At 68.1% G+C, this 24,492-nt stretch carries 25 protein-coding genes and 1 pseudogene; 15 read left to right on the plus strand and 11 right to left on the minus strand.

From position 1 onward, the window contains the following. Positions 1-30: 30 nt before the first annotated feature. The 3 genes from fis to prmA all read right to left on the minus strand — a co-directional run bounded on the left by fis (position 31) and on the right by prmA (position 2,425). Positions 31-300 carry a DNA-binding transcriptional regulator Fis gene (fis, locus tag ACT53Q_RS05530; protein ID WP_476172061.1) on the minus strand — a complete coding sequence of 90 codons (270 nt, stop codon included), beginning with the start codon at positions 298-300 and terminating at the stop codon, positions 31-33. 331 nt (positions 301-631) lie between these two features. Continuing rightward, a complete protein-coding gene (locus tag ACT53Q_RS05535; protein WP_476185659.1) occupies positions 632-1,474 on the minus strand; it encodes a DUF3426 domain-containing protein in 843 nt (280 codons plus the stop codon). A 24-nt stretch (positions 1,475-1,498) separates the two neighbouring features. Further along, complete coding sequence (gene prmA / locus ACT53Q_RS05540) at positions 1,499-2,425, minus strand: 50S ribosomal protein L11 methyltransferase (protein ID WP_476185660.1); 927 nt, start codon at positions 2,423-2,425, stop codon at positions 1,499-1,501. 124 nt (positions 2,426-2,549) lie between these two features. Between prmA and ACT53Q_RS05545 the strand changes: the two genes are divergently transcribed. The 6 genes from ACT53Q_RS05545 to ACT53Q_RS05570 all read left to right on the plus strand — a co-directional run bounded on the left by ACT53Q_RS05545 (position 2,550) and on the right by ACT53Q_RS05570 (position 7,821). After that, the gene (locus ACT53Q_RS05545; RefSeq protein WP_476185661.1) at positions 2,550-4,139 is read left to right on the plus strand and encodes a metallopeptidase domain-containing protein; all 1,590 of its coding nucleotides are present in this window, start codon (positions 2,550-2,552) and stop codon (positions 4,137-4,139) included. A gap of 98 nt (positions 4,140-4,237) precedes the next feature. Continuing rightward, positions 4,238-4,822 (plus strand): anthranilate synthase component II, encoded by a 585-nt coding sequence (locus tag ACT53Q_RS05550; protein ID WP_476185662.1) that lies wholly within the window; start codon positions 4,238-4,240, stop codon positions 4,820-4,822. A gap of 37 nt (positions 4,823-4,859) precedes the next feature. Continuing rightward, positions 4,860-5,891 carry an anthranilate phosphoribosyltransferase gene (trpD, locus tag ACT53Q_RS05555; RefSeq protein ID WP_476185663.1) on the plus strand — a complete coding sequence of 344 codons (1,032 nt, stop codon included), beginning with the start codon at positions 4,860-4,862 and terminating at the stop codon, positions 5,889-5,891. A gap of 9 nt (positions 5,892-5,900) precedes the next feature. After that, entirely contained in the window at positions 5,901-6,251 is a 351-nt protein-coding gene (locus ACT53Q_RS05560) for an antibiotic biosynthesis monooxygenase family protein (protein WP_476185664.1), read from the plus strand. Further along, on the plus strand, positions 6,248-7,096 hold the full coding sequence (trpC, locus tag ACT53Q_RS05565; RefSeq protein ID WP_476185665.1) for an indole-3-glycerol phosphate synthase TrpC: 849 nt from the start codon (positions 6,248-6,250) through the stop codon (positions 7,094-7,096). Before ACT53Q_RS05560 ends, trpC begins: the two co-directional genes overlap by 4 nt. Then, entirely contained in the window at positions 7,093-7,821 is a 729-nt protein-coding gene (locus ACT53Q_RS05570) for a haloacid dehalogenase-like hydrolase (protein ID WP_476185666.1), read from the plus strand. Before trpC ends, ACT53Q_RS05570 begins: the two co-directional genes overlap by 4 nt. A 166-nt stretch (positions 7,822-7,987) precedes the next feature. Here ACT53Q_RS05570 and ACT53Q_RS05575 read toward each other — a convergent pair whose 3' ends face one another. After that, positions 7,988-9,085, minus strand: a complete 1,098-nt coding sequence (locus tag ACT53Q_RS05575) for a DUF4238 domain-containing protein (RefSeq protein ID WP_476185667.1) — start codon at positions 9,083-9,085, stop codon at positions 7,988-7,990. A 321-nt stretch (positions 9,086-9,406) separates the two neighbouring features. Here ACT53Q_RS05575 and mgtE point away from each other — a divergent pair, with 321 nt between their 5' ends. The 5 genes from mgtE (at position 9,407) to ACT53Q_RS05600 (ending at position 14,883) form a co-directional block, all read left to right on the plus strand. Next, complete coding sequence (gene mgtE / locus ACT53Q_RS05580) at positions 9,407-10,768, plus strand: magnesium transporter (RefSeq protein ID WP_476185668.1); 1,362 nt, start codon at positions 9,407-9,409, stop codon at positions 10,766-10,768. 4 nt (positions 10,769-10,772) lie between these two features. After that, on the plus strand, positions 10,773-11,225 hold the full coding sequence (locus tag ACT53Q_RS05585; protein ID WP_476185669.1) for a hypothetical protein: 453 nt from the start codon (positions 10,773-10,775) through the stop codon (positions 11,223-11,225). A gap of 109 nt (positions 11,226-11,334) precedes the next feature. Further along, a complete protein-coding gene (locus ACT53Q_RS05590; protein WP_476185670.1) occupies positions 11,335-12,789 on the plus strand; it encodes an alpha-amylase family glycosyl hydrolase in 1,455 nt (484 codons plus the stop codon). Further along, positions 12,735-13,565, plus strand: a complete 831-nt coding sequence (locus ACT53Q_RS05595; protein ID WP_476185671.1) for a carboxylesterase family protein — start codon at positions 12,735-12,737, stop codon at positions 13,563-13,565. Before ACT53Q_RS05590 ends, ACT53Q_RS05595 begins: the two co-directional genes overlap by 55 nt. Before the next feature lie 43 nt (positions 13,566-13,608). Then, positions 13,609-14,883: a hypothetical protein gene (locus ACT53Q_RS05600; protein ID WP_476185672.1), complete on the plus strand. Its 1,275-nt coding sequence runs from the start codon at positions 13,609-13,611 to the stop codon at positions 14,881-14,883. Positions 14,884-14,986: 103 nt separating this feature from the next. Here the strand turns inward: ACT53Q_RS05600 and fabR are convergent, their stop codons facing one another. Next, positions 14,987-15,667 (minus strand): HTH-type transcriptional repressor FabR, encoded by a 681-nt coding sequence (gene fabR, locus ACT53Q_RS05605; RefSeq protein ID WP_476185673.1) that lies wholly within the window; start codon positions 15,665-15,667, stop codon positions 14,987-14,989. Between the two features lie 95 nt (positions 15,668-15,762). On the opposite strand from fabR, the gene ACT53Q_RS05610 reads away from it, so the two are divergent. Together ACT53Q_RS05610 and ACT53Q_RS05615 are read left to right on the plus strand one after the other, a co-directional pair. After that, a complete protein-coding gene (locus tag ACT53Q_RS05610; protein WP_476185674.1) occupies positions 15,763-16,878 on the plus strand; it encodes a ferredoxin reductase in 1,116 nt (371 codons plus the stop codon). Between the two features lie 23 nt (positions 16,879-16,901). Continuing rightward, positions 16,902-18,044, plus strand: coding sequence for a fatty acid desaturase family protein (locus ACT53Q_RS05615; protein WP_476185675.1), 1,143 nt, complete (start codon positions 16,902-16,904; stop codon positions 18,042-18,044). Between the two features lie 37 nt (positions 18,045-18,081). Here ACT53Q_RS05615 and ACT53Q_RS05620 read toward each other — a convergent pair whose 3' ends face one another. The 5 genes from ACT53Q_RS05620 to ACT53Q_RS05640 all read right to left on the minus strand — a co-directional run bounded on the left by ACT53Q_RS05620 (position 18,082) and on the right by ACT53Q_RS05640 (position 21,569). Beyond that, entirely contained in the window at positions 18,082-19,089 is a 1,008-nt protein-coding gene (locus tag ACT53Q_RS05620; RefSeq protein WP_476185676.1) for an aspartate carbamoyltransferase catalytic subunit, read from the minus strand. A 5-nt stretch (positions 19,090-19,094) separates the two neighbouring features. Continuing rightward, entirely contained in the window at positions 19,095-19,559 is a 465-nt protein-coding gene (ruvX, locus tag ACT53Q_RS05625; protein ID WP_476185677.1) for a Holliday junction resolvase RuvX, read from the minus strand. Continuing rightward, complete coding sequence (locus ACT53Q_RS05630; RefSeq protein WP_476185678.1) at positions 19,552-20,118, minus strand: YqgE/AlgH family protein; 567 nt, start codon at positions 20,116-20,118, stop codon at positions 19,552-19,554. The genes ruvX and ACT53Q_RS05630 overlap by 8 nt, the downstream gene beginning before the upstream one ends. 108 nt (positions 20,119-20,226) lie before the next feature. Next, on the minus strand, positions 20,227-20,856 hold the full coding sequence (locus ACT53Q_RS05635; RefSeq protein ID WP_476185679.1) for a CoA transferase subunit B: 630 nt from the start codon (positions 20,854-20,856) through the stop codon (positions 20,227-20,229). Further along, complete coding sequence (locus ACT53Q_RS05640; RefSeq protein WP_476185680.1) at positions 20,856-21,569, minus strand: CoA transferase subunit A; 714 nt, start codon at positions 21,567-21,569, stop codon at positions 20,856-20,858. Before ACT53Q_RS05640 ends, ACT53Q_RS05635 begins: the two co-directional genes overlap by 1 nt. A gap of 209 nt (positions 21,570-21,778) precedes the next feature. Here ACT53Q_RS05640 and ACT53Q_RS05645 point away from each other — a divergent pair, with 209 nt between their 5' ends. Then, positions 21,779-22,690, plus strand: coding sequence for an ATP-grasp domain-containing protein (locus ACT53Q_RS05645; RefSeq protein WP_476185681.1), 912 nt, complete (start codon positions 21,779-21,781; stop codon positions 22,688-22,690). A gap of 72 nt (positions 22,691-22,762) precedes the next feature. After that, positions 22,763-24,001: a threonine/serine exporter family protein gene (locus ACT53Q_RS05650; RefSeq protein WP_476185682.1), complete on the plus strand. Its 1,239-nt coding sequence runs from the start codon at positions 22,763-22,765 to the stop codon at positions 23,999-24,001. A 135-nt stretch (positions 24,002-24,136) separates the two neighbouring features. Here the strand turns inward: ACT53Q_RS05650 and ACT53Q_RS05655 are convergent. Next, positions 24,137-24,490 (minus strand): annotated as a pseudogene (locus tag ACT53Q_RS05655) (H-NS histone family protein); the annotation flags it as partial. Between the last annotated feature and the right edge of the window lie 2 nt (positions 24,491-24,492).

The raw sequence follows: 24,492 nt of genomic DNA on the forward strand, positions 1-24,492 counted from the left end.
CCCGGGCCCCGGGGCCGACCGGCAGGCCGTTCAGGCCAGCCCGTAATCCTTCAGCTTCTTGCGCAGGGTGCCGCGGTGAATCCCCAGCATTGCCGCGGCGCGGCTCTGGTTGCCGTCGCAGTGGCGCAGCACTTCGGCGAACAGCGGGATCTCGAACTCGCGCAGCGTGACTTCGTACAGGTTCTCGGTGTCCGCGCCGTCGAGATCGCCGAGATAGCGGCGCACCGCCTTCGCGACGTGGTCACGGAGCGTCGGCTGCGGAGCGGGACGATGGGCGGCGTCGAGACGTTCGGCGTTCAAGCACGGTATCCGGAAAAGGAGGTGCGCGCCGGCCCCGTCCCTGGCCGGCCCGCCCGCACGGGGCGGAGGGGGCGCAGAGTCTAGCGTGGGCGTCCGGGCGCCGCCATGGTGAATACGGCGGAATCGGCCGATGGCGGCACGACTTCCCGATGAATGGCGCGCGCCGGATGCCATGTCCGCGAACGGGACGTTTTCGCGTTCCGGCCGGGGATTTGCGGCGTGTCCGTCACGACGTCCGATCCATGTATAGGCGATGTCGATGCCGGCGCGCGGGATCGCATCGGCATCGTTCCGGAATCGTGCCGGCGACGGTGCGATCGCGCGCGGTGTTTCAGCGGAAGGCGAAATCGTAGCCGACGATGTCGGACGCGGGTTCGAGGATGTCCATCGCCACCGACGCGGATTCGCCGCTGGCGAGTGCCGCCTGTTCGGGCGGCCCGCCGAGGTATTCCTCGGCCCGGAAACTGCGTTCGCCGGACGCGCGGCCGTTGGCGTCGGTCAGGGTCAGTCGCAACTGCGGCCAGGGCTGCGCCCAGCGCGCGTCGTTGCGGAAGGTGGCGGTCACGCGCAGCGCGCCGGGCCGGCGGGAATCCTGGCGGATGTCGCGCTGCACCAGCGTGAACGCCGACGGTTCGTGCCACGGCGGAAGATCGCAGCGCAGCGCACCGCACAGCGTTTCCAGCAGCGGCCGCCAGCGCGCGTCGGCGGCGAGACGCGCGCGATCGGCGAGCAGCAGCTGCAGCACGAGGGTGAGGCTCAGCGCGACGATCGCGACCGGCAGCCAGCGTTCGTGCGGGCCCGTGCGCGGCGCGGGGCCGTGCGCGAAGCTGGGCGTGCGGCGCGTGCCGCGCACCGGCGGTGCGACGGGCGTCGGCGCAGCGAGCGCCGGCGCCTGCGCTTGCGCTTGCGCCTGAACGATGATCGCTTCGGCCGGCACGTCGTCGGTTGTGTTCGTGGCCGTTGCCATGCCTGCGGTCGTGTGCTCGGCGGGCGTCGTCGCGATCGGCGCGCGCAGCAGTGCGGCGACGTCGAGCGGCGGCTGCGCGTCGTCGTCGTCCGGCGCGTCGGGATCGCGTCGCAGCAGGCTTTCGCAGTGCGGGCAGCGCACCGGCGCGAGGTCGGTCACCGGATCGGTCGCCACCAGCGCCTTGCAATAGGGGCAATTGATGAACATCGCGCCTGCCTGTCCGTTCGTCCGTCAGGCCGCGGCGCGACGCACGCCGTCGATGCGCACCCAGTCGCCGTCCTGCGCGACGTGCAGATCGTCGAACCACGCGCCGTAGCGCACCAGCAGCGCGTCTTCCTGGCCGACGAGGATGCCCGACAGCGCGATCCGTCCGCCCGGTGCGACCCGCGAGGCGAGCAGGTCGGCCAGCGCATCGAGCGCGGACGCGAGGATGTTGGCGACGACGATCGGATACGTGTCCGCCGGCGCGTCCTGCGGCAGATGCACCGCGAGGCGGTCGTCGACGCCGTTGCGCTCGGCGTTGTCGGCGGTGGCGAGGATGGCCTGCGGATCGTTGTCGACGCCGATCGCCTGCGCCGCGCCCAGCTTCAGCGCCGCGAGCGCGAGGATGCCGCTGCCGCAGCCGAAATCCAGCACCGTGCGGCCCGGCAGCAGGCCGTCGGCCGCCAGCGCGTCCAGCCAGCGCAGGCACAGCGCGGTGGTCGGGTGGGTGCCGGAGCCGAAGGCGAGGCCGGGGTCCAGCCGCACCACGGCCGCGTCGGGCGTGTCGGCGCCTTCGGGCAGGGCATGGTTCCACGGCACGATCCAGGTGCGCTCGCCGAAGTGCAGCGGCACGTACTGGTCCATCCACGCCCGCACCCAGTCCTGGTCCTCGACCTTGCGGAACGAGGCGTTCGTCCAGTCCAGCGCGGGATCGAACGATTCGAGGGCGGCCAGCAACACCAGCGGGTCGGCGTCGGCGTCGAACAGCGCCGACAGCGACACCGCGTCCCAGATCGGCATCTCGCCGACGCCGGGTTCGAGGATGGCGCGCTCGTTTGGAGTCTCGGCCTCGGCGTCCAGCAGCGTGACCGCCAGCGCGCCCACGTCCTCCAGCGCGTGTTCGTAGCGTGGCTGGTCCGCCTCGCGGCAGCGCAGGGTCAGTTCGAGATGGGGCATGGGGGCGGCAGGTCGACGAACGGCGGTTCCCGACAGCTTACCGGACGGCGAACGGGACTTCCGTCGCGGCCCCGCGCGCGCCCCGGTGCTACGATCCCGCCGACCGTCGACGCGGAGTCCCGCCATGCCCAGTCTGCGCGCATTTGCCGCGATCGCCTTCGTTCTGCTCGCGTCCGTCCAGGTTTCGGCCGGGCCCCGTGGCAGCCTGCTCGACGGCCGCGGGACCCGGGCGCCTGCCGCCGCGGCGGACACCGGGCCGCTGATCGGCCGGCTGGAGCTGGTCTGGGGCGATGCCGCGCCGGCCTCCGGCAAGCCAGGCGCCGCGCCGAAGTTCGAGGTCGCGCTGGTCGACGACGCCGGCGTACGCCATCCGCTGGACGCCGCACAGGCGCAACGCGCCGCGGGCGACCTGGCGTCGCTGTTCGGCAAGCGCGTCGCGGTGTCCACCGCGCCGGCCGCGACCAAGGGCGGCGCGCCGGGTGCGCGCGTGATCGACGCGATCGTGCCGGTGGGCGACCTGTCGCCGGCGAAAGGCGCCGAATTCCCGTCCAAGATCACCGGCACCACCGTGTGGGTGACGCTGATGTGCAAGTTCAGCGACATCGCCACCGAACAGAAGACCCGCGATTTCTTCCTCGGCCAGTACGGCACCGCGCCGGGCCAGCTCGGCCACTACTGGCAGGAAGTCTCCTACGGCCAGATCAACCTGACCGGCAGCGGCGCCTACGGCTGGGCCACGCTGCCGCAGCCGCGCAGCTACTACGTCACCAAGGACGCGAACGGCAAGGACAAGGCCAACCTCAATCAACTCTTCACCGACTGCGTGGCCGCGCACGACGCCAACGTCAATTTCGCGGCGAACGGCGGGGTGCAGGGCATCAACATGATGTTCAACGGCGACCTCGACGGCTACGCCTGGGGCGGTGGCCAGTGCGCCGCGCTCGACGGCGTGAGCAAGTGCTGGAGCACGACGTGGAATCCGCCGTGGTCGTTCGGCAACCTCGCGCCGCTGTGCCACGAGATGGGCCACGGTTACGGCCTGCCGCACGCCAACAACTCCGACAAGGACAGCGATCCCTACGACAACCCGTGGGACAACATGAGCGACACCTGGAACAACGGGGTCGCCAACGCCACCTACGGCACGCTGCCCAAGCACATCGGCATGTATTCCCGCGATCGCCTCGGCTGGGTGGTCGCCGCGCGCAAGCGCACGCTGGCGGTCGGCAGCGCGATCCCGTCCGTGGCGATCGACCGCGCCAGCCTGACCGGCTCGCAGAACGTGCAGATGCTGGTGCTCAACAATCCCGCCGCGCCCTCGCGCTACTACGTCGTCGAAGTGCGCAAGCGCTGGGGCGACTACGAGAACAAGCTGGCCGGCGACGCCGTGATCATCCATTCGGTCGACACCTCGCGCGGCGAACCGGCGTGGAGCGTCGATGCCGACACGCCGCCGGCCAACCGCGCCAACAACGAAGGCAGCATGTTCAAGGTCGGCGAGTCCTGGACCGCGCCCGACTACTCGTTCCGGGTGACGGTGAACGCCGCCACCGCCGAGGGCTTCAACGTCACCGTGCGCCGGCTGCCGCGCAAGGCCCCGGGCCAGTTGCTGCCGGCCTCGGATGCGCCTCCGGTGCGGCAGGCGCCGCGCCTGCGCGACGCTGACACGACGGACCCCTCGGATCCCGGGAACGACGCCCGCGACCGGCGCTGAGCCCGCGCCGGCACCGGGCGCGCGGCCGCGCAGGCGGCCCGTCGCGGCCCGCGGCCTGCTACATTGGCGATCCCCCCCGACGACGCAGGAACGCTGTCGTGCTGCTGATGATCGACAACTACGACAGTTTCACCTGGAACCTCGTCCAGTATTTCCAGTCGCTGGGCGCCGACGTGAAGGTGGTCCGCAACGACGAGCTGACGGTCGACGAGATCGAGGCGCTCGCGCCGTCGGGTATCGTCATCTCGCCCGGCCCGTGCACGCCGAACGAAGCCGGCGTGTCGGTGGACGTGATCCGCCGTCTCGGCGACCGCATCCCCATCCTCGGCGTGTGCCTCGGCCACCAGAGCATCGGCCAGGCCTACGGCGGCGACGTCATCCGCGCCGGCCGGATCATGCACGGCAAGACCTCGCGCATCCATCACGAAGGCAAGGGCGTGTTCGCCGGCCTGCCCGACGGTTACGAGGCCACGCGCTACCACTCGCTCGTCGTCGACCGCCACACCCTGCCCGAGGCGCTGGAAGTCACCGCCTGGACCGAGAACGACGACGGCAGCGTCGAGGAGATCATGGGCCTGCGCCATCGCGACCACCCGGTCGAAGGCGTGCAGTTCCATCCCGAGTCCATCCTCACCGAGCACGGCCACGCGCTGCTGAAGAACTTCCTCGCGCGCGCCGCCTGAGCGCGGTCCGCGCCGCCTTCCGATCTTCCGAATCCCCATGTCGATCACGCCCCAGCAAGCCCTGCAGCGGACCATCGAGCACCGCGAGATCTTCCACGACGAAATGGTCGACCTGATGCGCCAGATCATGCGCGGCGAAGTCTCGCCGTCGATGGTCGCGGCGATCCTCACCGGCCTGCGCGTGAAGAAGGAAACGGTGGGCGAGATCGCCGCCGCGGCGTCGGTACTCCGAGAATTCTCCCACCGCGTCGACGTGCGCGAACGCGACCGGCTGGTCGACATCGTCGGCACCGGCGGCGACGGCGCGCACACGTTCAACATCTCCACCGCCAGCATGTTCGTGGTCGCCGCCGCGGGCGCGAAGGTCGCCAAGCACGGCAACCGCAGCGTGTCGTCGAAGTCCGGCAGCGCCGACGTGCTCGAAGCCCTGGGCGCGCGGATCGAACTCCAGCCCGAACAGGTCGCAGCCTGCATCGAGACCACCGGGATCGGCTTCATGTTCGCGCCGGTGCACCACCCGGCGATGAAGGTCGTGGCACCGGTGCGTCGCGAAATGGGCGTGCGCACGATCTTCAACATCCTCGGCCCGCTGACCAACCCCGCTGGCGCGCCGAACATCCTGATGGGCGTGTTCCATCCCGACCTCGTCGGCATCCAGGCGCGCGTGCTGCAGGAACTGGGCGCGAAGCGCGCGCTGGTGGTGTGGGGCCGTGACGGCATGGACGAACTCTCGCTGGGCGCGGCCACGCTGGTCGGCGAACTGCGCGACGGTGTCGTCCGCGAATACGAAGTGCATCCCGAGGACTACGGCATCGCGATGGCCGCCAGCCGCAACCTGCGGGTGGAGGACGCGGTCGAGTCGAAGGCGATGCTGCTGCAGGCGCTGGAAAACAAGCCCGGCCTGCCGCGCGACATCGTCTGCCTCAACGCCGGCGCCGCGCTGTTCGTGGCCGGCGTCGCCGACAGCATCGCGCACGGCATCGAGGCCGCGCGCGCGGCGATCGCCAGCGGCGATGCCCGTGCCAAGCTCGAACACTTCATCGCCGCCACGCAGCAGCTGGCTGGCTGAGGCGTCGCCATGTCGTCCACCTCGTTCGCGAACACGCCAGAACCGCCGTACTACGCGGTGATGTTCACCTCGCTGCGCAACGGTGCCGATGCCGACGGCTATGCCGAGGCCGCCGAGCGCATGCTGGAGCTTGCCGCGCAGCAGCCGGGCTATCTCGGCGTGGAATCGGTGCGCGGCGCCGACGGCGTCGGCATCACGATCAGCTACTGGCGCAGCGAGCACGACATCCTTGCCTGGAAGCACCAGGCCGAACACGCGGCGACCCGCAACCGCGGCCGCAGCGACTGGTACACCCGCTACATCACGCGCGTCGCCAAGGTCGAACGCGCCTACGACTGGTTCGCGAAGACAACGCCATGAGCAACGACGCCACCGCCCCCACCGCCGACACGCGACGCGCGGACATCCTGCAACGCATCCTCGACCGCAAGGCCGAGGAAGTCGCCGAGCGCAGCGCGCGCGTGCCGCTGGACGCGCTGCGCGCGCGCCTGGCCGATGCGCCGCCCGTGCGCGGGTTCGTGGCCGCGATCATCGCGAAGCGCGACGCCGGCCTGCCCGCGGTCATCGCCGAGGTGAAGAAGGCCAGCCCGTCGAAGGGCGTGATCCGCGAGGATTTCGACCCCGCCGCGATCGCCGCCAGCTACGAAGCCGGTGGCGCCGCCTGCCTGTCGGTGCTGACCGACATCGACTTCTTCCAGGGCGCAGACGCCTACCTGCAGCAGGCGCGCGCCGCGTGCACGCTGCCGGTGTTGCGCAAGGACTTCACGATCGATCCGTACCAGGTCGTCGAGGCGCGCGTGCTCGGCGCCGACTGCATCCTGCTGATCGTCTCCGCGCTCGACGACGCGCAGCTCGATGCGCTGTATCGCGAAGCGGTCGGCGTCGGCCTCGACGTGCTGGTCGAAGTGCACGACGCCGCCGAACTGCAGCGCGCGCTGCGCCTGCCCCCGATCCGCGGCCGCGTGCCGCTGATCGGCGTGAACAACCGCAACCTTCGCACGTTCGAGGTGTCACTGGCGACCACGCTGTCGCTGAAGTACGCCGTGCCCGCGGACCGCATCCTCGTCACCGAGAGCGGCATCGGCACGCGCGACGACGTCGACTGGCTGCTGGCCGCGGGCATCGAGGCCTATCTCGTCGGCGAATCCTTCATGCGCGAGACGGACCCGGGTGCGGCGCTGAAGAAACTGTTCTTCCCGGCATGAACACATCGGCCTACGCGACACCGGCGGCCGACGCGCCGCTGGTGGTCTTCGACTTCGACCACACGCTGTACGACGGCGATTCCGGCAGCCACCTGTTCAAGTGGCTGATCGAGCGCGACTGGTGGCGCAAGGCGCTGGCGCTGCTGATCGCGCCGATCGCCGGGCCGATGGTCGCGTGGATGCCCACGCGCCGCCGCGGCATCTCCGCGTTCGTCTGGGTCGGCACGCTGGGCATGCGCACCACGGCGGACTTCAACCTCGCGACCGACCGCTACGTCGCCGCGCATGCCGATGCCATCCGCGCGCGGCTGTTGCCGATTGCGCTCGAAGTGCTGCGCCTGCATCGCGAAGCCGGCGACCATGTCGTCGTCGCCACCGGCGCGCCGCCCGAACTGGCCCGCGCGATCCTCGCCTTCGTCGCGCACGAGGATCTGCCGGTCATCGGCACGATCGTAGGCCCGAAGTTCGGTGCGATCGGCGCGCTGCGTCATTGCCACTACCGCATGAAGATGACGATGCTGCGCGAGGCCGGCTTCACCGCGCCCGTCGCCGCCGCCTACACCGACAGCAGCGCCGACCTGCCGCTGCTGCAGGCCGCGAAGCAGCCCGTCGTCGTCAATCCGAAACCGCAGCGCGTCGCGATGTTCCGCCGCGTGCTGCCGCCCGGCACCCAGATCCTCAACTGGGGCTGCCCGGGGCGGGGCGGGGATGACCCAATGGGCTGATCGTTCAAAGCCGGGAGCCGCAGATGCCCTTATTTAGCTGGCTGCGGTCAGGAGCAGCCATGGATCATGAAGTCCGCTCATCGTGAGATCAGCGTAAGCATGATGCCTGTGCAGGGCCTCGTGAAGACTTGATTTTCGTCATCGAGCCACCTTTCGGCATGACGTGTCATTCCTGCAGCTGACCGCCGTTGCTTTCCGCCATCAGCCTGTCGAAGGCTGCAATGGCTTCCGGATTGCGGTCCTCCAGCACTACAGCGCGACGACGGGCACTTTTTTTGATTTTAAAAAATGGCAGTTGGATATGCGGCGCCGCTTGCATTTTTGCGACCATATGGACGCTTCTTAATTGCCCGTTTCCGATCGGCATGGTCGGAGATATGAAGCTTTGCTGCGTCCACAAGGGTCTGTGGCTCCACGCTTTTGCCATTCGGTGCACCGCTTCGCCGTCGTTTTTGTCATTAAACATAAGCGCCCCCGGCTGGTTTCGCGCTTGAAGAAGATTGATGGCTAAGACTGTTTCTTCCTGCATGATTTTGGAGACGTGGGAATGTTTGTTGCCGTACTTGTAGACGCTGCCGTCGTAAAGGCAAAGCAAATGACGAGTGGATAGTGGTAGAAATAACTGCGCCCCGGCGGCAGACATGGATGCCGCATGAGGAATGGGTTGTGCACCTAGATATAAGTTGCTCTGCACAACAGGATTGTCGGAGATCAGGAAGTCGCGCTCCGTCTCGTTTATCACAAGATGCTGGCGCAGATCCTTGATAAGGATCCACGCGGCACAACCAGAGAGTGCTAATCGCGAGTGATGCACTTTCGGATCGGCCAGCACCATTCGGACTTTCGGAGGAGTGGCCTCGTCGAAGCCGTTCAGTCGGAGCAGCTCCTTCGACATGGTCCCGATAAGCGCATTTGCCGTTGCCAGCGACTGCTTTGCCGCCACCGCCGTTCTTGCTAATTGCACTGCGATGAAGCGAGTTATGGATCTGCTCGGGAAAGGAGATGTCAGGCACTCATCCGAGCGTATGGCAAGGATCTCTGTAGCTGCTGGTGTTTCCACATTGGCTTCGAGAAACTTCTCTACCCAGTTGTCATCGTCGTAGAAATAGTTTTGGGCGCATACGTCCGATACGTTCTGATTGCAGCGCAGGACATCACGCATCGGGTCGAAGACGTGAATACGATACGTTCGTCCTCGGCGGGTTGCGAAATTCCTCAGCAGGAACTGGGGAACGTAGTGCTGGTTCTTCGTCACCGCGCTCACATCACGCTCCGATCAGCGCCGCACTCTCGCGGATGCAAAGAGTCTGTCGATGCTCCTGTGTGATAGTCAATGCCGCCGGCGGTGTCCTGCTATGACAGCTGGTTGGCCGAAAACGACGCGATCAGCGTGCATGATTCCCTCGGCCGCGTTCATAGATGGCCTAGCGCCGTGCCTCGATATGGGCGTCTCCGGCTTGCTGACGGGCCAGGGGGTGGGCAGGGCCGCGATCAGGGGGGATAATGCGCGCCATGGACAGATAGCCCGTCGCGCCGTCGTGGCCCCGCCTCGAAGGGTGCGCCTTCCGCCTCCGGAACCCTTCGCATGGCCGAGACCATCCGCCACGACAAGACCGCGCGTCAGCTGCGTCTGCTTTCGGACGCGCTCGACAGCGGGCGCCTGGGCCCCGTGCGGCGGCTGGTCAACACGCTGTCGCCGGCCGAGATCGGCAACCTCCTCGAATCGCTGCCGCCGGGCAAGCGCGAAGTCGTCTGGGGCCTCGTCGATCCCGAGGACGACGGCGAGGTGCTGGTCCACGTCGGCGAGGAGGTCCGCGAGGGCCTGATCGCGGAGATGGACCCGGACGAACTGGTCGCCGCGGTCGAGGATCTCGACATCGACGACCTCGCGGACCTGGTCGAGGACCTGCCGGACACGGTGATCGACGAGGTCCTGAAGTCGATGGACCGCGAGAACCGCGAGCGCCTGGAGCAGGTGCTGTCCTACGACGAGGACACCGCGGGCCGCCTGATGAATCCCGACGTGGTGACGGTGCGCGCCGACACCACCGTGGATGTCGTTCTGCGCTACCTGCGCCTGCGCGGCGAGCTGCCCGAGCACACCGACCACCTGTACGTCGTCAGCCGCCGCCACCAGTACCTCGGCCGCATCGCGCTGCAGTCGCTGTTGACCCGCGACGCCAACACGCCGGTGAACCAGCTGGTCGACGACGAGCAGCCGGCGATCGGCGTGGACGAGACCGCCGACGAAGTCGCGCGGATGTTCTCCGACCACGACTGGATCAGCGCGCCGGTGGTCGACGACAACAACGTGCTGCTCGGCCGCATCACCATCGACGACGTGGTGGACATCATCCGCTACCAGGCCGAGCACCAGGTGATGTCCGCGGCCGGCCTGAACGAAGAGGAAGACCTGTTCTCGCCGGTGCGGCGCGCGTTCCGCCGGCGCATGCTGTGGCTGACGATCAACCTCGCGACGGCATTCCTCGCCGCATCGGTGGTCAGCCAGTTCCAGGCCACGATCGCGCACCTCGTCTCGCTGGCGGTGCTGATGCCGATCGTCGCCGGCATGGGCGGCAACGCGGGCACGCAGGTGCTGGCACTGATGGTGCGCGGCCTCGCGCTCGGGCAGATCGGTGCGACGAACGTCGGCGCGCTGGTGTGGAAGGAAGTGCGCATCGCGATCATCAACGGCGTCGGCATCGGCCTGCTGCTGGCGCTGATCGTGCTGCTGTGGTTCGGCGACTGGAAACTGTCGCTGGTGATCGGCCTCGCGCTGACGATCAACTTCACCGCGGCCGCGCTGGGCGGCGTGTTCGTGCCGGTGACGGTGAAGCGGCTGGGCTTCGATCCCGCACTCGCCGGCGGCGTGATCCTGACCACCGTGACCGACGTGATGGGCTTCCTGTCCTTCCTCGGCCTCGCGACCTTGATCCTGCTGCACTGACGGCATGGGTACGCCAGACGTCGACGATGTCGCCATCGACACGCTCGTCGCGCGTCTCTACGCGGCGTTCCGCACGCGCGATGGCGCGCTGCCGCCCGTGGACACGCTGCGCGAGGTGTTCCTGCCCGAAGCGCTCATCATGAAGGCGGTCGGGCCGGTGCCCGAGGTATTCGATGTCACCCGCTTCATCGAGACCCGGCGCGCGATCCTCACCGGCGGCGCGCTCGTCGATTTCGACGAATGGGAACTCGATGCACGGACCCGGCGCACGGGCCATGTCGTGCATCGCTGGAGCCTGTATCGCAAGGTCGGTCGCCACGACGGCGTCGCCTTCGACGTGCGCGGCGTGAAGAGCCTGCAGTGCGTGTCGACGCCCGACGGCTGGCGCATCGCGTCGCTGGCGTGGGACGACGCGCGCGACGGGCTGTCGCTGCCGGAGCGCTGGCCCGCGGCGTGACCGCATCGTGCTGCGTTGCAGCAGCGACCGCGGCGGGTCTGCATACGTTTTCGGGTTGACCGCGCGGCGCCGGCTGCGTACACCGGACGCACCTTTCCGGAGCCCGCCCATGCGCCCGACGACCTTCCTCGCGACCGCGTGCCTCGCGCTCGCCGCCATGGCCGGCACCGCCTTCGCCGCCGCTCCCACTGCATCCGCCCCGAGGCCCGACGTGGACGACCGTGCCGCCGAGCAGGACCCGCGCTACCGCCCGCAGCCCTACATCACGCTCAGGAATCCCGAGTGGACGAAGGACGCGGTGCTGTACCAGATCAACACCCGCCAGTTCACGCCGGAAGGCACGTTCCGTGCCGCCGAGCGCGAACTGCCGCGGCTGAAGGCGCTGGGCGTCGACATCCTGTGGCTGATGCCGGTGCATCCGATCGGCGAGAAGAACCGCAAGGGCACGCTGGGCAGCCCGTATTCGGTGCGCGACTACTACGGCGTGAACCCCGAGTTCGGCACCAAGGCGGACCTCAAGCATTTCGTCGACGCCGCGCACGCGCAGGGCATGCACGTGATCCTCGACTGGGTGGCGAACCACACCGCGTGGGACAACCCGCTGATGACGCAGCATCCCGACTGGTACGCGCGCGACTGGAAGGGCGATTTCCATTCGACGCCGTGGTGGGACTGGACCGACATCGTCAACCTCGACTACAGCCACCCGGACCTGCGCAAGTACATGACCGACGCGATGACCTATTGGGTGCGCGAGATCGGCGTCGACGGTTACCGTTGCGACGTGGCGGGCTTCGTGCCGCTGGATTTCTGGAACAACGTCCGCGCCGAGCTGGATGCGGTCAAGCCCGTCTTCATGCTCGCCGAATGGGAATCGCGCGACCTGCACGCGAAGGCGTTCGATGCGACCTATGCGTGGAGCTGGTACGACGCGATGCTGCACGTCGCGAAGGGACAGGCGGACGTGGGCACGTTCCGCGTCTACTACTCGTGGAACGAGGCCTACTATCCGCGCGGCGGCATGCGCATGACCTTCGTCAGCAACCACGACAAGAACAGCTGGGAAGGCACCGAGTTCGAGCAGTTCGGCGAGGCGCTGCCGGCGGCGATGGTGCTGTCGTTCGTGGCCGACGGCATCCCGATGCTCTACAACGGCCAGGAAGCGGGCAACACGAAGCGGCTCGAATTCTTCGAGAAGGACCCGATCGTCTGGCGCACGCATCCCAACGGCGCGCTGTACGCCGATCTCATTCGCCTGAAGAAATCGACCTCGCCGCTGTGGAACGGCCGCTGGGGCGCGCTGATGCAGCACGTGCCCAACGATCGTCCCGCCGAAGTGCTGAGCTTCGTGCGCCAGGACGCGCAGGCGAAGGTGTTCGCGGTGTTCAACCTGTCGGCGAAGCCGCAGACGGTGCGCTTCGAACAGACGCTGTTCCATGGCGTTTACACCGAGCATTTCAGCGGAGGATCGGCGACACTCGACGCCTCGACTTCGCTGGAGCTGGCGCCATGGGCCTATCGCGTCTACGTGCAACACACCGCATCGTCCGCGGCCTCGCACTGATCGCCCTCGCGGCGCTGATGACGCTCGCAGGCTGCGCCACCGCGCCCGTCGTGGGCGATGCCGGCGGTGCGTTCGTCGAACGCACCGTGCACGTCGATGGCGCCGATCGGCGCTACCAGGTGTTCGTGCCGGCCGCGCGCTTCCGCCACGGGCGCGTGCCGGTGGTGATGTTCCTGCACGGCACCGGCGAGCGCGGCAGCGACGGCGACAAGCAAACGCGCGTGGGCGTGGGTCCGTACCTGCGCGCGCATGCGGACGACTTCCCGGCGGTGGTGGTGTTCCCGCAGGCGCCGGACGACAACGACTGGAAAGGCACCGCCGCGGACATTGCCTTCGCCGCGCTCGATGCCGCGACGCGCGAGTTCCACGGCGATCCGAAACGCACGTACCTCACCGGCCTGTCGATGGGCGGCTACGGCACTTGGGAACTGGCGTTGATGCAGCCGCATCGTTTCGCCGCGCTGGTGCCGGTCTGCGGCGCACTCACTGCGCCGCGCGACGAGCGTGATCTGTACGTCACGCCGCTGCGCGACGAGCCCGATCCCGCCGCCGCGCTGGCGCAGCGCCTGAAACACATGCCGGTGTGGATCTTCCACGGCGCGAAGGACGACCTGGTCCCGCCGCGCGAGGATCGCCTGATCGAAGCCGCGTTCAAGGCCGCCGGCGGCGACGTGCGCTACACCGAATTCCCCGACGCCAACCACAACAGCTGGGACCCGGCGTACTCGGGCACGCCGGCGCTGTGGCCGTGGTTGTTGGCGCAGAAGCGTCATTAATGCTGATAGGATTTTCTTGGAAATCTAAGGATGAGGTTCTGAGATGATTGAAAGATATGTGCGGAAGCTCAATGATAGAGATCTTGTTCGAGCGTTCGAGCAGATAAGAGATGCGTATGCTAATGACGAGTGTTCGATAGAATTTAAAGATCAGTTTTCTCACCCCATTGATGGGCAGCTTTTGAATGAGGTAATTGGGCTGGTTGGGTATGGAATACGGTTTGCCAAGTTAAATATAGATGACACCAGTTGGAATCTTGCGAGGCTTGAGGATCAGGGGAAAACAGGATTAGATAAAGTTACAATATCTTTTCCAAATACAGAAGGGTATCGGAACGGGTCTCCGAGAGACAAAGCTAAGTTTCTGAAAGCAGATGCGCTTTTTTCTCGTGTTTTGATGGGGCCGCTGACTACTGGGTCTCTATCTTCTAGCTTTGATATCGATAGCGATCGGGGTTTGATTCTTGAAAAAATGGAGAGCGTTGCTGCACATTTAATCGAAGACACTGATCGTCATAGGAAGAAATTGGATCTTGAGCATTCCGAAAACGAGCGCCGTAGGCAGGAGCATTATGACAGTCTTCTCGCTGATGCGAGAAAAAGCATCGATGACGAGCGTGCAAGAGCGGAATCTGAAAGTGCGAAAAGGCGTGCGGCCCTTGATGAAAAGGAAGTCGCCATAAATGATTTAAAAAAGTCCCTCGATGATAGAAACAATACACATGTCAGGCGCGAGATAAGATCCAGTCTTCTCCAGTTGGCCAAAGAGCGTCTTGAAAACTTCAATTTGTCTGGAACAACAAGAAAGCAATATCTGATAGTGAATGCGGCCTCGGCTGCTGGTTTTATTTTACTCGCCGGGGCTTCGTTCTATTACGGCAGCAAGATATCCGTCGATCCTGACACGCACAAGTACACGCAAGAAGCCATCGCGCTCATCATCAAGTCCGGCTCTTATGCGGCTGCTGCGATCGCCTTGGGATCTTGGTATCTCGGCTGGCTCAATCGCTGGCTACAGAGGATTGCCGACTCGGAGTTCAAGTTGCAGCAGTTCCGCCTCGATATCGAGCGGGCTTCCTGGCTCGCGGAGACAGTGCTGGAGTGGAAGTCGAGTTCCGAGGAGCCTTTCCCCGAATTGCTGGCTGCGCGGCTCTCCGCAGGTCTGTTCCAGTCCTCCGGCGCGGATGCGGACGGGCCGAAAACGCCGGCATCTCATCTCGCTGAAGCGCTCTTTGGAGCCGCGACGTCCGCCAAGGTCAGACTCGGAGAGAATGAGTTGAACTTCGACAGAAAAGCGGTGCAGCGGCTTGGAGAATAGGGTGAAGCTGCGCGGAGGTGCCTGCTTCAAAGCAGGCGCCTCTCTGCCATGTCGAAGACTGCCATCTAACTGATTCCGGCACTGTTGATCGACGTGGGTCGGCCTAACTCTTCGACTTCGCCGCTTTCCTGCCTTCGGAGATCGCGCCCGATCCGGAGATGATCATCCGCACCATCGTGCTGATCTGGTCGACGAGTTCGGGGTCGCGTTCGCGCGGCAGGTCCATCGCGGTCGCGCCCATCGCGAACACCAGCCGGGTGATCGCCTTCGACACCAGCGCCGGTTCGTAGAGGACCTTGCCCTCGACTGCGGCCAGCCGCACCAGGTCGTGGCGCAGTTCTTCCTCGAAGAACGTCAGTTCGCGGTCGACCGCCTGCTTGAACGCGTCCGAGCCGACCATGCCCTCGCGCAGCAGCACGTGCAGCAGCTTGTCGTCGGCGCGCAGCTGCTGCATGAAGGTTTCGATCGACGTGCGCACGATGCCGCGCTGCGTGGTCACGCGATGCCGCGCCGAACCGATGATCGTGCGCAGCGAGCGGCCGGAGAGGTCGATCAGCGCCACCGTCAGTTCGTCCATGTCGCGGAACTGGCGGTAGAAGCTGTTCGGGGCGATGCCGGCCTCGCGGGCGATCTCGCGCAGGCTCAGGCTGGAGACGCTGCGGTGCGGGCCGATCAGGCGCAGGGCCGCCGCGAGCAGGTCGTCGCGCGAGATGGAGGCCTTGCGCCCGGACGGCGCGCCGGAATCGGCGGATTCGATGGGTTCGGCGGAGGGCGGAGAGGTCACGGGTGGCGGCCGGACGGACGGCTTCGCATCATAGCCCCGTTCCTGAATGCACAAATGTATAGACAACTGTATTTCCGTCTGTATATTGATGGGCCATGGCCGCCGTCTCTCCCTTCGTCCCCCCGTCCCGCCCGCGCCTGCTCGGGCGCCTGGCCGGTGTCATGTTGGCCCCCCAGGCCTTCGACTTCTGGGCCTCGCGCCTGCATCCGACCTGGGCGTGGTCGCGCCCGCTGGCGCGGATCGTCGAGCGCCGGGCCGAATCGCGCGACACCTGTACCCTCGTGCTCCAGCCCAACCGCCACTGGCGCGGGTTCCTGCCGGGGCAGCACCTGAACGTTTCCGCCGAGATCGACGGCACCCGCGTCACCCGCAGTTACAGCCTCAGCGACGCGCCCCGCGCCGACGGCCGCATCGCGATCACGGTGAAGGCGATCCCCGGCGGCAAGCTCGGCCGGCACCTGTGCGAAACGGCGCGGATCGGCGACGTGCTCGACCTCGGGCCGGCGTTCGGCGACATGACGCTGCCGGCGAATCCCGACGGCGCCTGGCTGTTCCTCGCCGCGGGCAGCGGCATCACCCCGTTCATGGCGATGCTGCGCGCGCAGGCCGCCGCGGGCATGCCGGTGCCGATCACGCTGGCGTATTGGGCCCGCAGCCGCGAGGAGCAGTGCTTCGTCGACGAACTGCGCGCGCTGGCCGCACGCCATCCGAACTTCACATTCGCGCCGGTGCTGACCCGTGATGCCGTGGCCGACGACACCGCGCGCCAGGCGCGCATCGACGCCGCGCTGCTCGACGCGATCTGCCCCGATCTCGCCACGCGCCGGGTGTTCGCCTGCGGCCCCGACGGCTTCGTCGCCGCGGCGCGGGCGCTGGCCGGCACGCGGGCGAAGACGTTCCATGCCGAAGCCTTCACGCCGCCGGCGCGCATCGCCGCCGAGGCCGAGGACATTGGCCAGGTCACGCTGACCCTCGCGCGCAGCGGGCGCACGCTCGACGTGCCGCGCGGCGTGTCGCTGCTGTCCGCGCTGGAAGACGCCGGCCTGAAGCCCGCCTCGGGCTGCCGCATGGGCATCTGCAACACCTGCGCCTGCGGCAAGCAGGCGGGCGTCACCCGTCATCTGCATACCGGCGACGTCGAACACGAGCCGGTCTCCGCGCTGCGCCTGTGCACGAACAGCGCGCGCACGGACCTCGTGCTCGATCTCTGAATCACTTTTCCCGTGGCCCTCTCATGACCGTCTCCAATCGCCCCCTCGGTGCCGAGGAACTCGAACGCTTCGGCCAGGAACTCGACGCCCTCCGCGCGCGCACCGTCGCGACGCTGGGCCAGCGCGACGCCGACTACATCCGTCGGATCTACGCCGCGGTGCGCTGGACCGGCCTGCTCGGGCGCCTGTCGCTGTGGGGCGGCGCGATCGCCGGCGGCCTGCTCGGCGGTTACACGCTGGCGGGCCCGCTCACGGCCTGCATCGTCGGCACGCTGCTGCTGGGGCTGTCGAAGATCCTCGAGAACATGGAACTGGGCCACAACGTCATCCACGGCCAGTACGACTGGATGCGCGACCCCAACCTCGACGGCAAGACCTACGAGTGGGACATCGCCGGCACCGGTGACAACTGGCGCAAGACCCACAACTACCGCCATCACACGTGGACGAATGTCCGCGGCATGGACGACGACATCGGCTACGGCCTGCTGCGCATCTTCCCCGAGCAGCGCTGGAAGCCGTTCCACCTCGCGCAGCCGGTGGTCGCGATCATCTTCGCGCTGCTATTCGAGTGGGGCGTGGCGATCCAGGACCTGCGCATCGGCCGCTGGTTCACGGGCAAGGTGCCGTTCGCGAAGATGCGCGCGCAGTTCCGTCCGGTGGGCCGCAAGATGGCGCGGCAGATCGTGAAGGACTATGTCTTCTATCCGCTGCTGGCCGGCCCGTTCTTCCTGCCGGTGCTGCTGGGCAACGTCGTCGCCAACGTCATCCGCAACGTGTGGACGTACGTGATCATCTTCTGCGGCCATTTCACCGCGGACGTGGAGACGTTCTCCAAGCAGTCGGTGATCAACGAAACCCGCGGCCACTGGTACCTGCGCCAGTTGCGCGGCTCGTCGAACCTCACCGGCGGGCGCTGGATGGACCTCATGTCGGGCAACCTCAGCCATCAGGTCGAGCACCACTTCTATCCCGACGTGCCGGCGAACCGTTACGCGGCGATGGCGGTCGAGGTGCGCGAGATCTGCGCGCGCTATGGTCAGCACTACAACACCGGCTCGCTGCCGAAGCAGTTCGGGCAGGTGATCTGGCGGATCCTGCGCCATTCCTTGCCGAGCCGGCCGGCGGTGCGCGTCGCACGCCGCCTGGAAGGCGCGCCGGGCTGAGCGCGCCCGGCGGTCGGCACCGCGGAACGAAAGGCGATCAGCCCGCTTCGGGCTTCGGCTTGAACAGCAGCGATTCCAGCACCGCCATGCGCACGGCGACGCCGTTCGCCACCTGCTTCAGGATCAGCGACTGCGGGCCGTCGGCGACCACGTCGTCGATCTCCACGCCGCGGTTGATCGGGCCGGGATGCATCACCGCGGCGCCAGCGGCGGCGCGCTGCAGGCGGGCCGCGGTCAGGCCGTAGTCTCGGTGGTAGTCGTCGAGCGAGGCGACGAGGCCCTGCTCCATGCGCTCGCGCTGCAGCCGCAGCATCATCAGCACGTCGACACCTTCGACGGCTTCGTCGAAGTCGTCGGTGACGGTGCAGCCGTGGAGCATGCCGCCGCTGTCGTCCACCGGCGGCAGTAGCGCGGCCGGGCCGCAGATGCGGATCTCGCCCGCGCCGAAGGTGCGCAGCGCGTGCAGGTCCGAGCGCGCGACGCGCGAGTGCAGCACGTCGCCGACGATCGCGACCTTCAGCCGCGAGAAGTCCTTCCCGAAGCGCTGGCGCAGGGTCAGCATGTCGAGCAGGCCCTGGGTGGGATGCGCGCTGCGGCCGTCGCCGGCGTTGATCAGGCGCGTCTCCGGATCGATGTGGCGCGCGAGTTCGTTGAGCACGCCGTCCTCGTGGTGGCGGATCACGAAGCCGCGCACGCCCATCGCCTCGATGTTCTTCAGCGTGTCGCGCGCGGTCTCGCCCTTGGTGGTGGACGACGTGGCCGCGTCGAAGTTCAGCACGTCCGCGCCGAGGTTCTGCGCGGCGCGCTGGAAGCTCAGTCGGGTGCGCGTGGATGGCTCGAAGAACAGCGTGCAGACCGCGGTGCCGCGCAGCGCGTCGGGCGCGGCCTGGCCGCTGGCGAATTCCTGGGCGCGGTCGAGCAGGCGCGACATCGTCGCGCGGCTCATGCCGTCGAGCGTGAGCAGGTGGTGCAGCACGCCCTCGGCGTCGGTCTGCAGCTCGGATTTGTAGCCGAGCGTATTCGGAAAGAGGCTGTTCGGGGTCATCGGGCTCACTCCTCGATCGGGATGGCGTCGTGCGGCGAGGCCAGCCAGCGTTCGACGATCACCGCCGCGGCCACCGCGTCGAGGAGATCGGCGTCGCGGCGCCTGCGCCTGCCGTCGGCGCGCTCGGCGGCGAAGCGCCGGGCGGCCTCCTGGGAACTGTTGCGCTCGTCCATCATCACGACCGGCAGCGCGAAGCGCGTGCGCAGCTCGCGGGCGAAGGCGCGGGCGCGCTGGCGGATCGGCTGGTCGCCGCCGTCCAGCGTCATCGGGTCGCCGACGATGAAGCCGGCCGGGCGCCATTCGCGATGCAGTTTCTCGACCGCCTTCCAGTCGATCTGGTCGTCGTGCACGTCGACCACGGCCAGCGCGCGCGCGCCCAAGCCGAAGCCGCTGCTGACCGCCACGCCGATGCGGCGGGCGCCGACGTCGAAGCCGAGGAGGGTGGCGTCGGCGCGCAGCGGCTCAGGCATGGCCGCTGTAGTCGGTCATCCGCCGGATGTCGACGCCGATGTGGCCGGCGGCGGCTTCCCAGCGCGCCTCCAGCGGCAGCGAGAACAGCAGCGCGGGGTCGTAGTCGGCGGTGATCCAGCTGTTGTCGGCCAGCTCCTGTTCGAGCTGCCCCGCGCCCCAGCCGGCGCAGCCCAGCACCACGGTGGCGCGGCGCGGGCCTTCGCCGCGGGCGAGGGCGTTGAGCACGTCGCGCGAGGTGGTCACGTGCAGGCCGTCGGTGACCTGCAGGCTGGAATCCCAGCGGCCGTCGCCGTCGTGCAGCACGAAGCCGCGCTCGCCGTGCACGGGCCCGCCGGCCAGCACCCGCTCGCTGCGCAGGCGCAGGTCGCCGTCGGCGATGCCCATCTGGTCGAGGACGTCGCCGAGCGTGTATTCGGAAGGGCGGTTGAGCACCAGGCCCATCGCGCCGTCGGCATCGTGCCGGCAGATCAGGGCGACGGTGCGCGAAAAGGTCGGGTCGGCCAGCGACGGGACGGCGATCAGCAGCTGGTTGGCGAGGAAGGTCGACTCGGGCAGCATGCGGCCATTGTACGGGACGCCGCCGGCCCGCCGCCTTGATCCGACCCCGGAAACGACGGAAGCCGGCGCAGGGCCGGCTTCCGGGGGAACGCCTGCGGACCGGGCCGCTCAGGCGGCGAACGGCACGCCGGTCTTCTCGCGCAGTTCGTCGACGGTGACGCCCGGCGCGGCTTCCAGCAGCTTCAGGCCGTCGGCGGTCACGTCGAACACCGCCAGGTCGGTGATGACCCGGTCGACCACGCCCACGCCGGTCAGCGGCAGCGTGCACTGCGGCAGGATCTTGTGCTCGCCGTTCTTCGCGGTGTGCTCCATCAGCACCACCACGCGGCGCACGCCGGCCACGAGGTCCATCGCGCCGCCCATGCCCTTGACCATCTTGCCGGGCACCATCCAGTTGGCGAGGTCGCCCTGGTGGGTGACCTGCATGGCGCCGAGGATGGCGAGGTCGATGTGGCCGCCGCGGATCATCGCGAACGAATCGTGGCTGCCGAAGTAGCTGGCGCCGGGGCGGGCGGTGACGGTCTGCTTGCCGGCGTTGATGAGGTCGGCGTCGACCTCGTCCTCGGTCGGGAACGGGCCGATGCCCAGCAGGCCGTTCTCGCTCTGCAGCCACACGTCCATGCCGTCGGGGATGTGGTTCGCCACCAGCGTCGGCAGGCCGATGCCGAGGTTCACGTAGGCACCGTCGGTGAGTTCCTGCGCGGCGCGCTGCGCCATTTCATCGCGGGTCCAGGCCATCACTTCTCTCCCTGGCGCACGGTGCGCTGTTCGATGCGTTTCTCGGGCGTGGCATTGACCACGATGCGGTCGACGTAGATGCCGGGCAGGTGCACGTGGTCCGGATCGATGCCGCCGATCTCGACCAGTTCCTCGACTTCGGCCACGCAGACCTTGCCGGCCATCGCGCAGGCCGGGTTGAAGTTGCGCGCGGTCTTGCGGAACACCAGGTTGCCGGCCTTGTCGGCCTTCCACGCCTTCACCAGCGAGACGTCGGCCTTCAGCGCGGTCTCCAGCACGTACCAGTGGCCGTCGGGGAACTGGCGGGTCTCCTTGCCGTCGGCGACCACGGTGCCGTAGCCGGTGCGGGTGAAGAACGCCGGGATGCCGGCGCCGCCGGCGCGCAGGCGCTCGGCCAGCGTGCCCTGCGGGTTGAATTCCAGTTCGAGTTCGCCGGAGAGGAACTGGCGCTCGAATTCCTTGTTCTCGCCGACGTACGACGAAATCATCCTCTTGATCTGCCGGGTCGTCAGCAGCTGGCCCAGGCCGAAGCCGTCGACGCCGGCGTTGTTGGAGATCGCGGTCAGGCCGGTCACGCCGGAATCGCGCAGGGCGGCGATCAGCGCTTCGGGGATGCCGCAGAGGCCGAAACCGCCGACCGCGAGGGTCTGGCCGTCGGCGACGAGGCCGTCGAGCGCGGCGGCGGCGCTCGGGAAGACTTTCCGGGTGCTCATGCCGGCACCTTGCGGCACGGCGCGTGTTGCGGGCGGGTCATCGGGGCTCCTCGGTGAGCGGATCGGACAGGGAAGATCGGGTGGGGGCGATCCACGGGCCGTGCAGTGTAGCGCCGGGGTCCGGACCGACGACACCGTACTTTGGGGCAGGGGGCATGCCGGGCATCGGCACCGCGGGCCGGCCAGGGCAAGCCGGCTAGAATCGGCCCATGCCCCGCATCGCCCTCGTCACCGCCATCGTCTCCGCCGCACTGGACGACGACCTGCCGCCGCTGCTCGACGCCTGCGCCCGCGCCGGGCTCTTGGCCGAAGTCCGCGCCTGGGACGATGCCACCGTCTCCTGGGCCCGCTACGACGCCGTGGTGCTGCGCTCGCCGTGGGACTACCACCTGCGGCGCGACGCCTTCCTGCACTGGGCCGCGCAGATCGCCTGCACGACCCGGCTGCTGAATCCGATCGAGGTCGTGCGCTGGAACACCGACAAGCGCTACCTCGCCGATCTCGAGGCCGCCGGCGTGCCGGTGGTGCCGACGCGGTTCGTCGCGCCCGACGCCGAACCGCTGCCGGCGATCGACGCCTGCCTCGCCGCGTTTCCCGACGCCGCCGAGATCGTGGTGAAGCCGACTGTCAGCGCCGGCTCGCGCGACACCCAGCGCTACCGCCGCGACCAGGCGCTGGCCGCCGCCAACCACGTCGGCACGCTGCTCGATGCCGGCCGCGACGCGATGCTGCAGCCGTATCTCGACGCGGTCGACGTCCGCGGCGAAACCGCGCTGCTGTATTTCGACGGCGTCTTCAGTCACGCGATCCGCAAGGCCGCACTGCTGCGGCCGGACGCGACGGGGCTCGACCACACCGCCGTGCCCGAGGCGATCGCCGCGCGCACGCCCGACGCCGACGAACTGCGCACGGGCGAGGCGGTGCTCGCCGCGCTGCACGCCCGCACCGGCGGGCCGCTGCCGTACGTGCGCATCGACCTGATCCGCGACGCCGACGGCGCGCCGCGGCTGCTCGAACTCGAACTCACCGAACCGTCGCTGTTCTTCGCGCACGCGCCGGAGGCCGCGGACCGCTTCGCCGCGGTGCTGCAGCGGTGGACGGCGGCTGAACCGCTGCCCTGAGCGCACGTCCGGGGCGGGGGAGGTGATCGGGTACCATGCCGGACTGCTGTCCCGCAGGAACCGCCCTTCGCCATGAACGTCGCCCTCGAGCGCCACGACCACGCCACGCGCGTCGATTTCGTGGTCGAACTCGCCGGCCGCCTGCACGCCTACGGCACCACCGCGCACCGCCTCGAAGGCGCGGTGATGGCGGTGTCGTCGCGGCTGGGCCTGGAGTGCGGCGTGTGGTCCAACCCCACCGGCATGATCCTGTCCTTCGGCGAAGCCGGCCGCGGCCGTCGCGACACCGTGCGCGTGGTGCGGCTGCCGCCCGGCGAGACCGACCTCTACAAACTCTGCGAAGCAGACCGCATCGCCGAGGCGGTCATGGGCGGCGCGCTGGACCTGGAAGCCGGACACGCCGCGCTGCGCGCGCTGGATCGTCCGCCCGGCTGGCGCGGGCAGATGATCGCGGTGTCCGCGTTCGGTCTGTCGGCGGCCGCGGTGGCGGGGCTGTGGCGCCTGCCGTGGCTGGACATCGCCGTCGCCGGGCTGACCGGCCTGCTGATCGGCCTGCTCGAATGGGCCACGCAGAACCGGCCGCGCCTGAAGGAAGCCAGCGATGCCATCGCCGCGATGGTCGCCGGCACGGTGGCGGTGCTGGTCGCCACGTTCGTCGGCCCGCTCAACCTCAACACCGTCATCATCTCGTCGCTGATCGTGCTGATGCCCGGCATGTCGCTGACCAACGCCGTCAACGAACTGACCAACCAGAATCTCGTCTCCGGCACCGCGCGTTTCGCCGGCGCGATGACCACCATCCTCAAGCTCGCCATCGGCATGATGGTGGCGCTCACGGCGGCCGAGATGATCGGCCTCGTGCCCGAGGTGCGCGCGCTGCGGCCGCAGCCCGACTGGGTGGAAGGCCTCGCGCTGGTGCTGGGCGCCTATGCGTTCTCGGTGCTGTTCCGCACCCGTCGCCGCGATTATCCGGTGGTGATGCTGGCCGCGGTCACGGGTTATCTCATCTCGCGATTCGTCGGCGGCGCCTGGGGCACCACGGTCGGCGTGTTCGTCGCGGCGCTGGCGATGACCGCCGCCGGCAACGCCTTCTCGCGCTGGTCGAATCGTCCCGGCGCGCTGGTGCGCCTGCCCGGGATCATCATGCTGGTGCCCGGCAGCGCGAGCCTGCGCGGCCTGCTGGCGCTGGTGCAGGGCGGCAGCATGGAAGCGGGACAGACCGCGGTACTGGCCGCGCTCAACATCCTGCTGGCGCTGGTCGCCGGCCTGTTGTTCGGCAACATCCTGATTCCCACGCGACGGAATCTCTGAGCGTCGCCCGGCGCGCATCCGTTCCCGATTATCCGGTCTCGCCGATTTCCCGATGCCATGAACGAAAAACGCCGGCATGCGCCGGCGTTTCCGATCGAAGGTCGCGAAGGTGTTTCGCGACGGATCGACGACTCACTTCTTGATCAGGAACTCTTCGACCTTCTTGCCCTTCTTGACCTGCTCGGCCAGCCAGCGCGGCTGCTTGCCGCGGCCGGTCCAGGTTTCCTTGGGATTGGCCGGATTGCGGTATTTCGGCGCGACCTTCCTGCCCGCAGTCTTCGACGCCTTGGCCGCCTTGCCGCCCGTGGCAGCCTTCGCGCCACCGAACAGTTCGGCGATGGTGTATCCCTCGGCCTTCGCCAGCGCGGCGAGCTTCTTGCGGACGCCGGCGACGGGCTTGCGCTTGGTGAGCGCGGTCTTCTGCTTCTGGGCCTGGTTGATCAGCGAATCCAGATCCTTCTGCGAGAACCCTTTGAGATCGAATGCCATTG

The sequence above is a fragment of the Lysobacter sp. DMC97 genome, assembly GCF_056313745.1.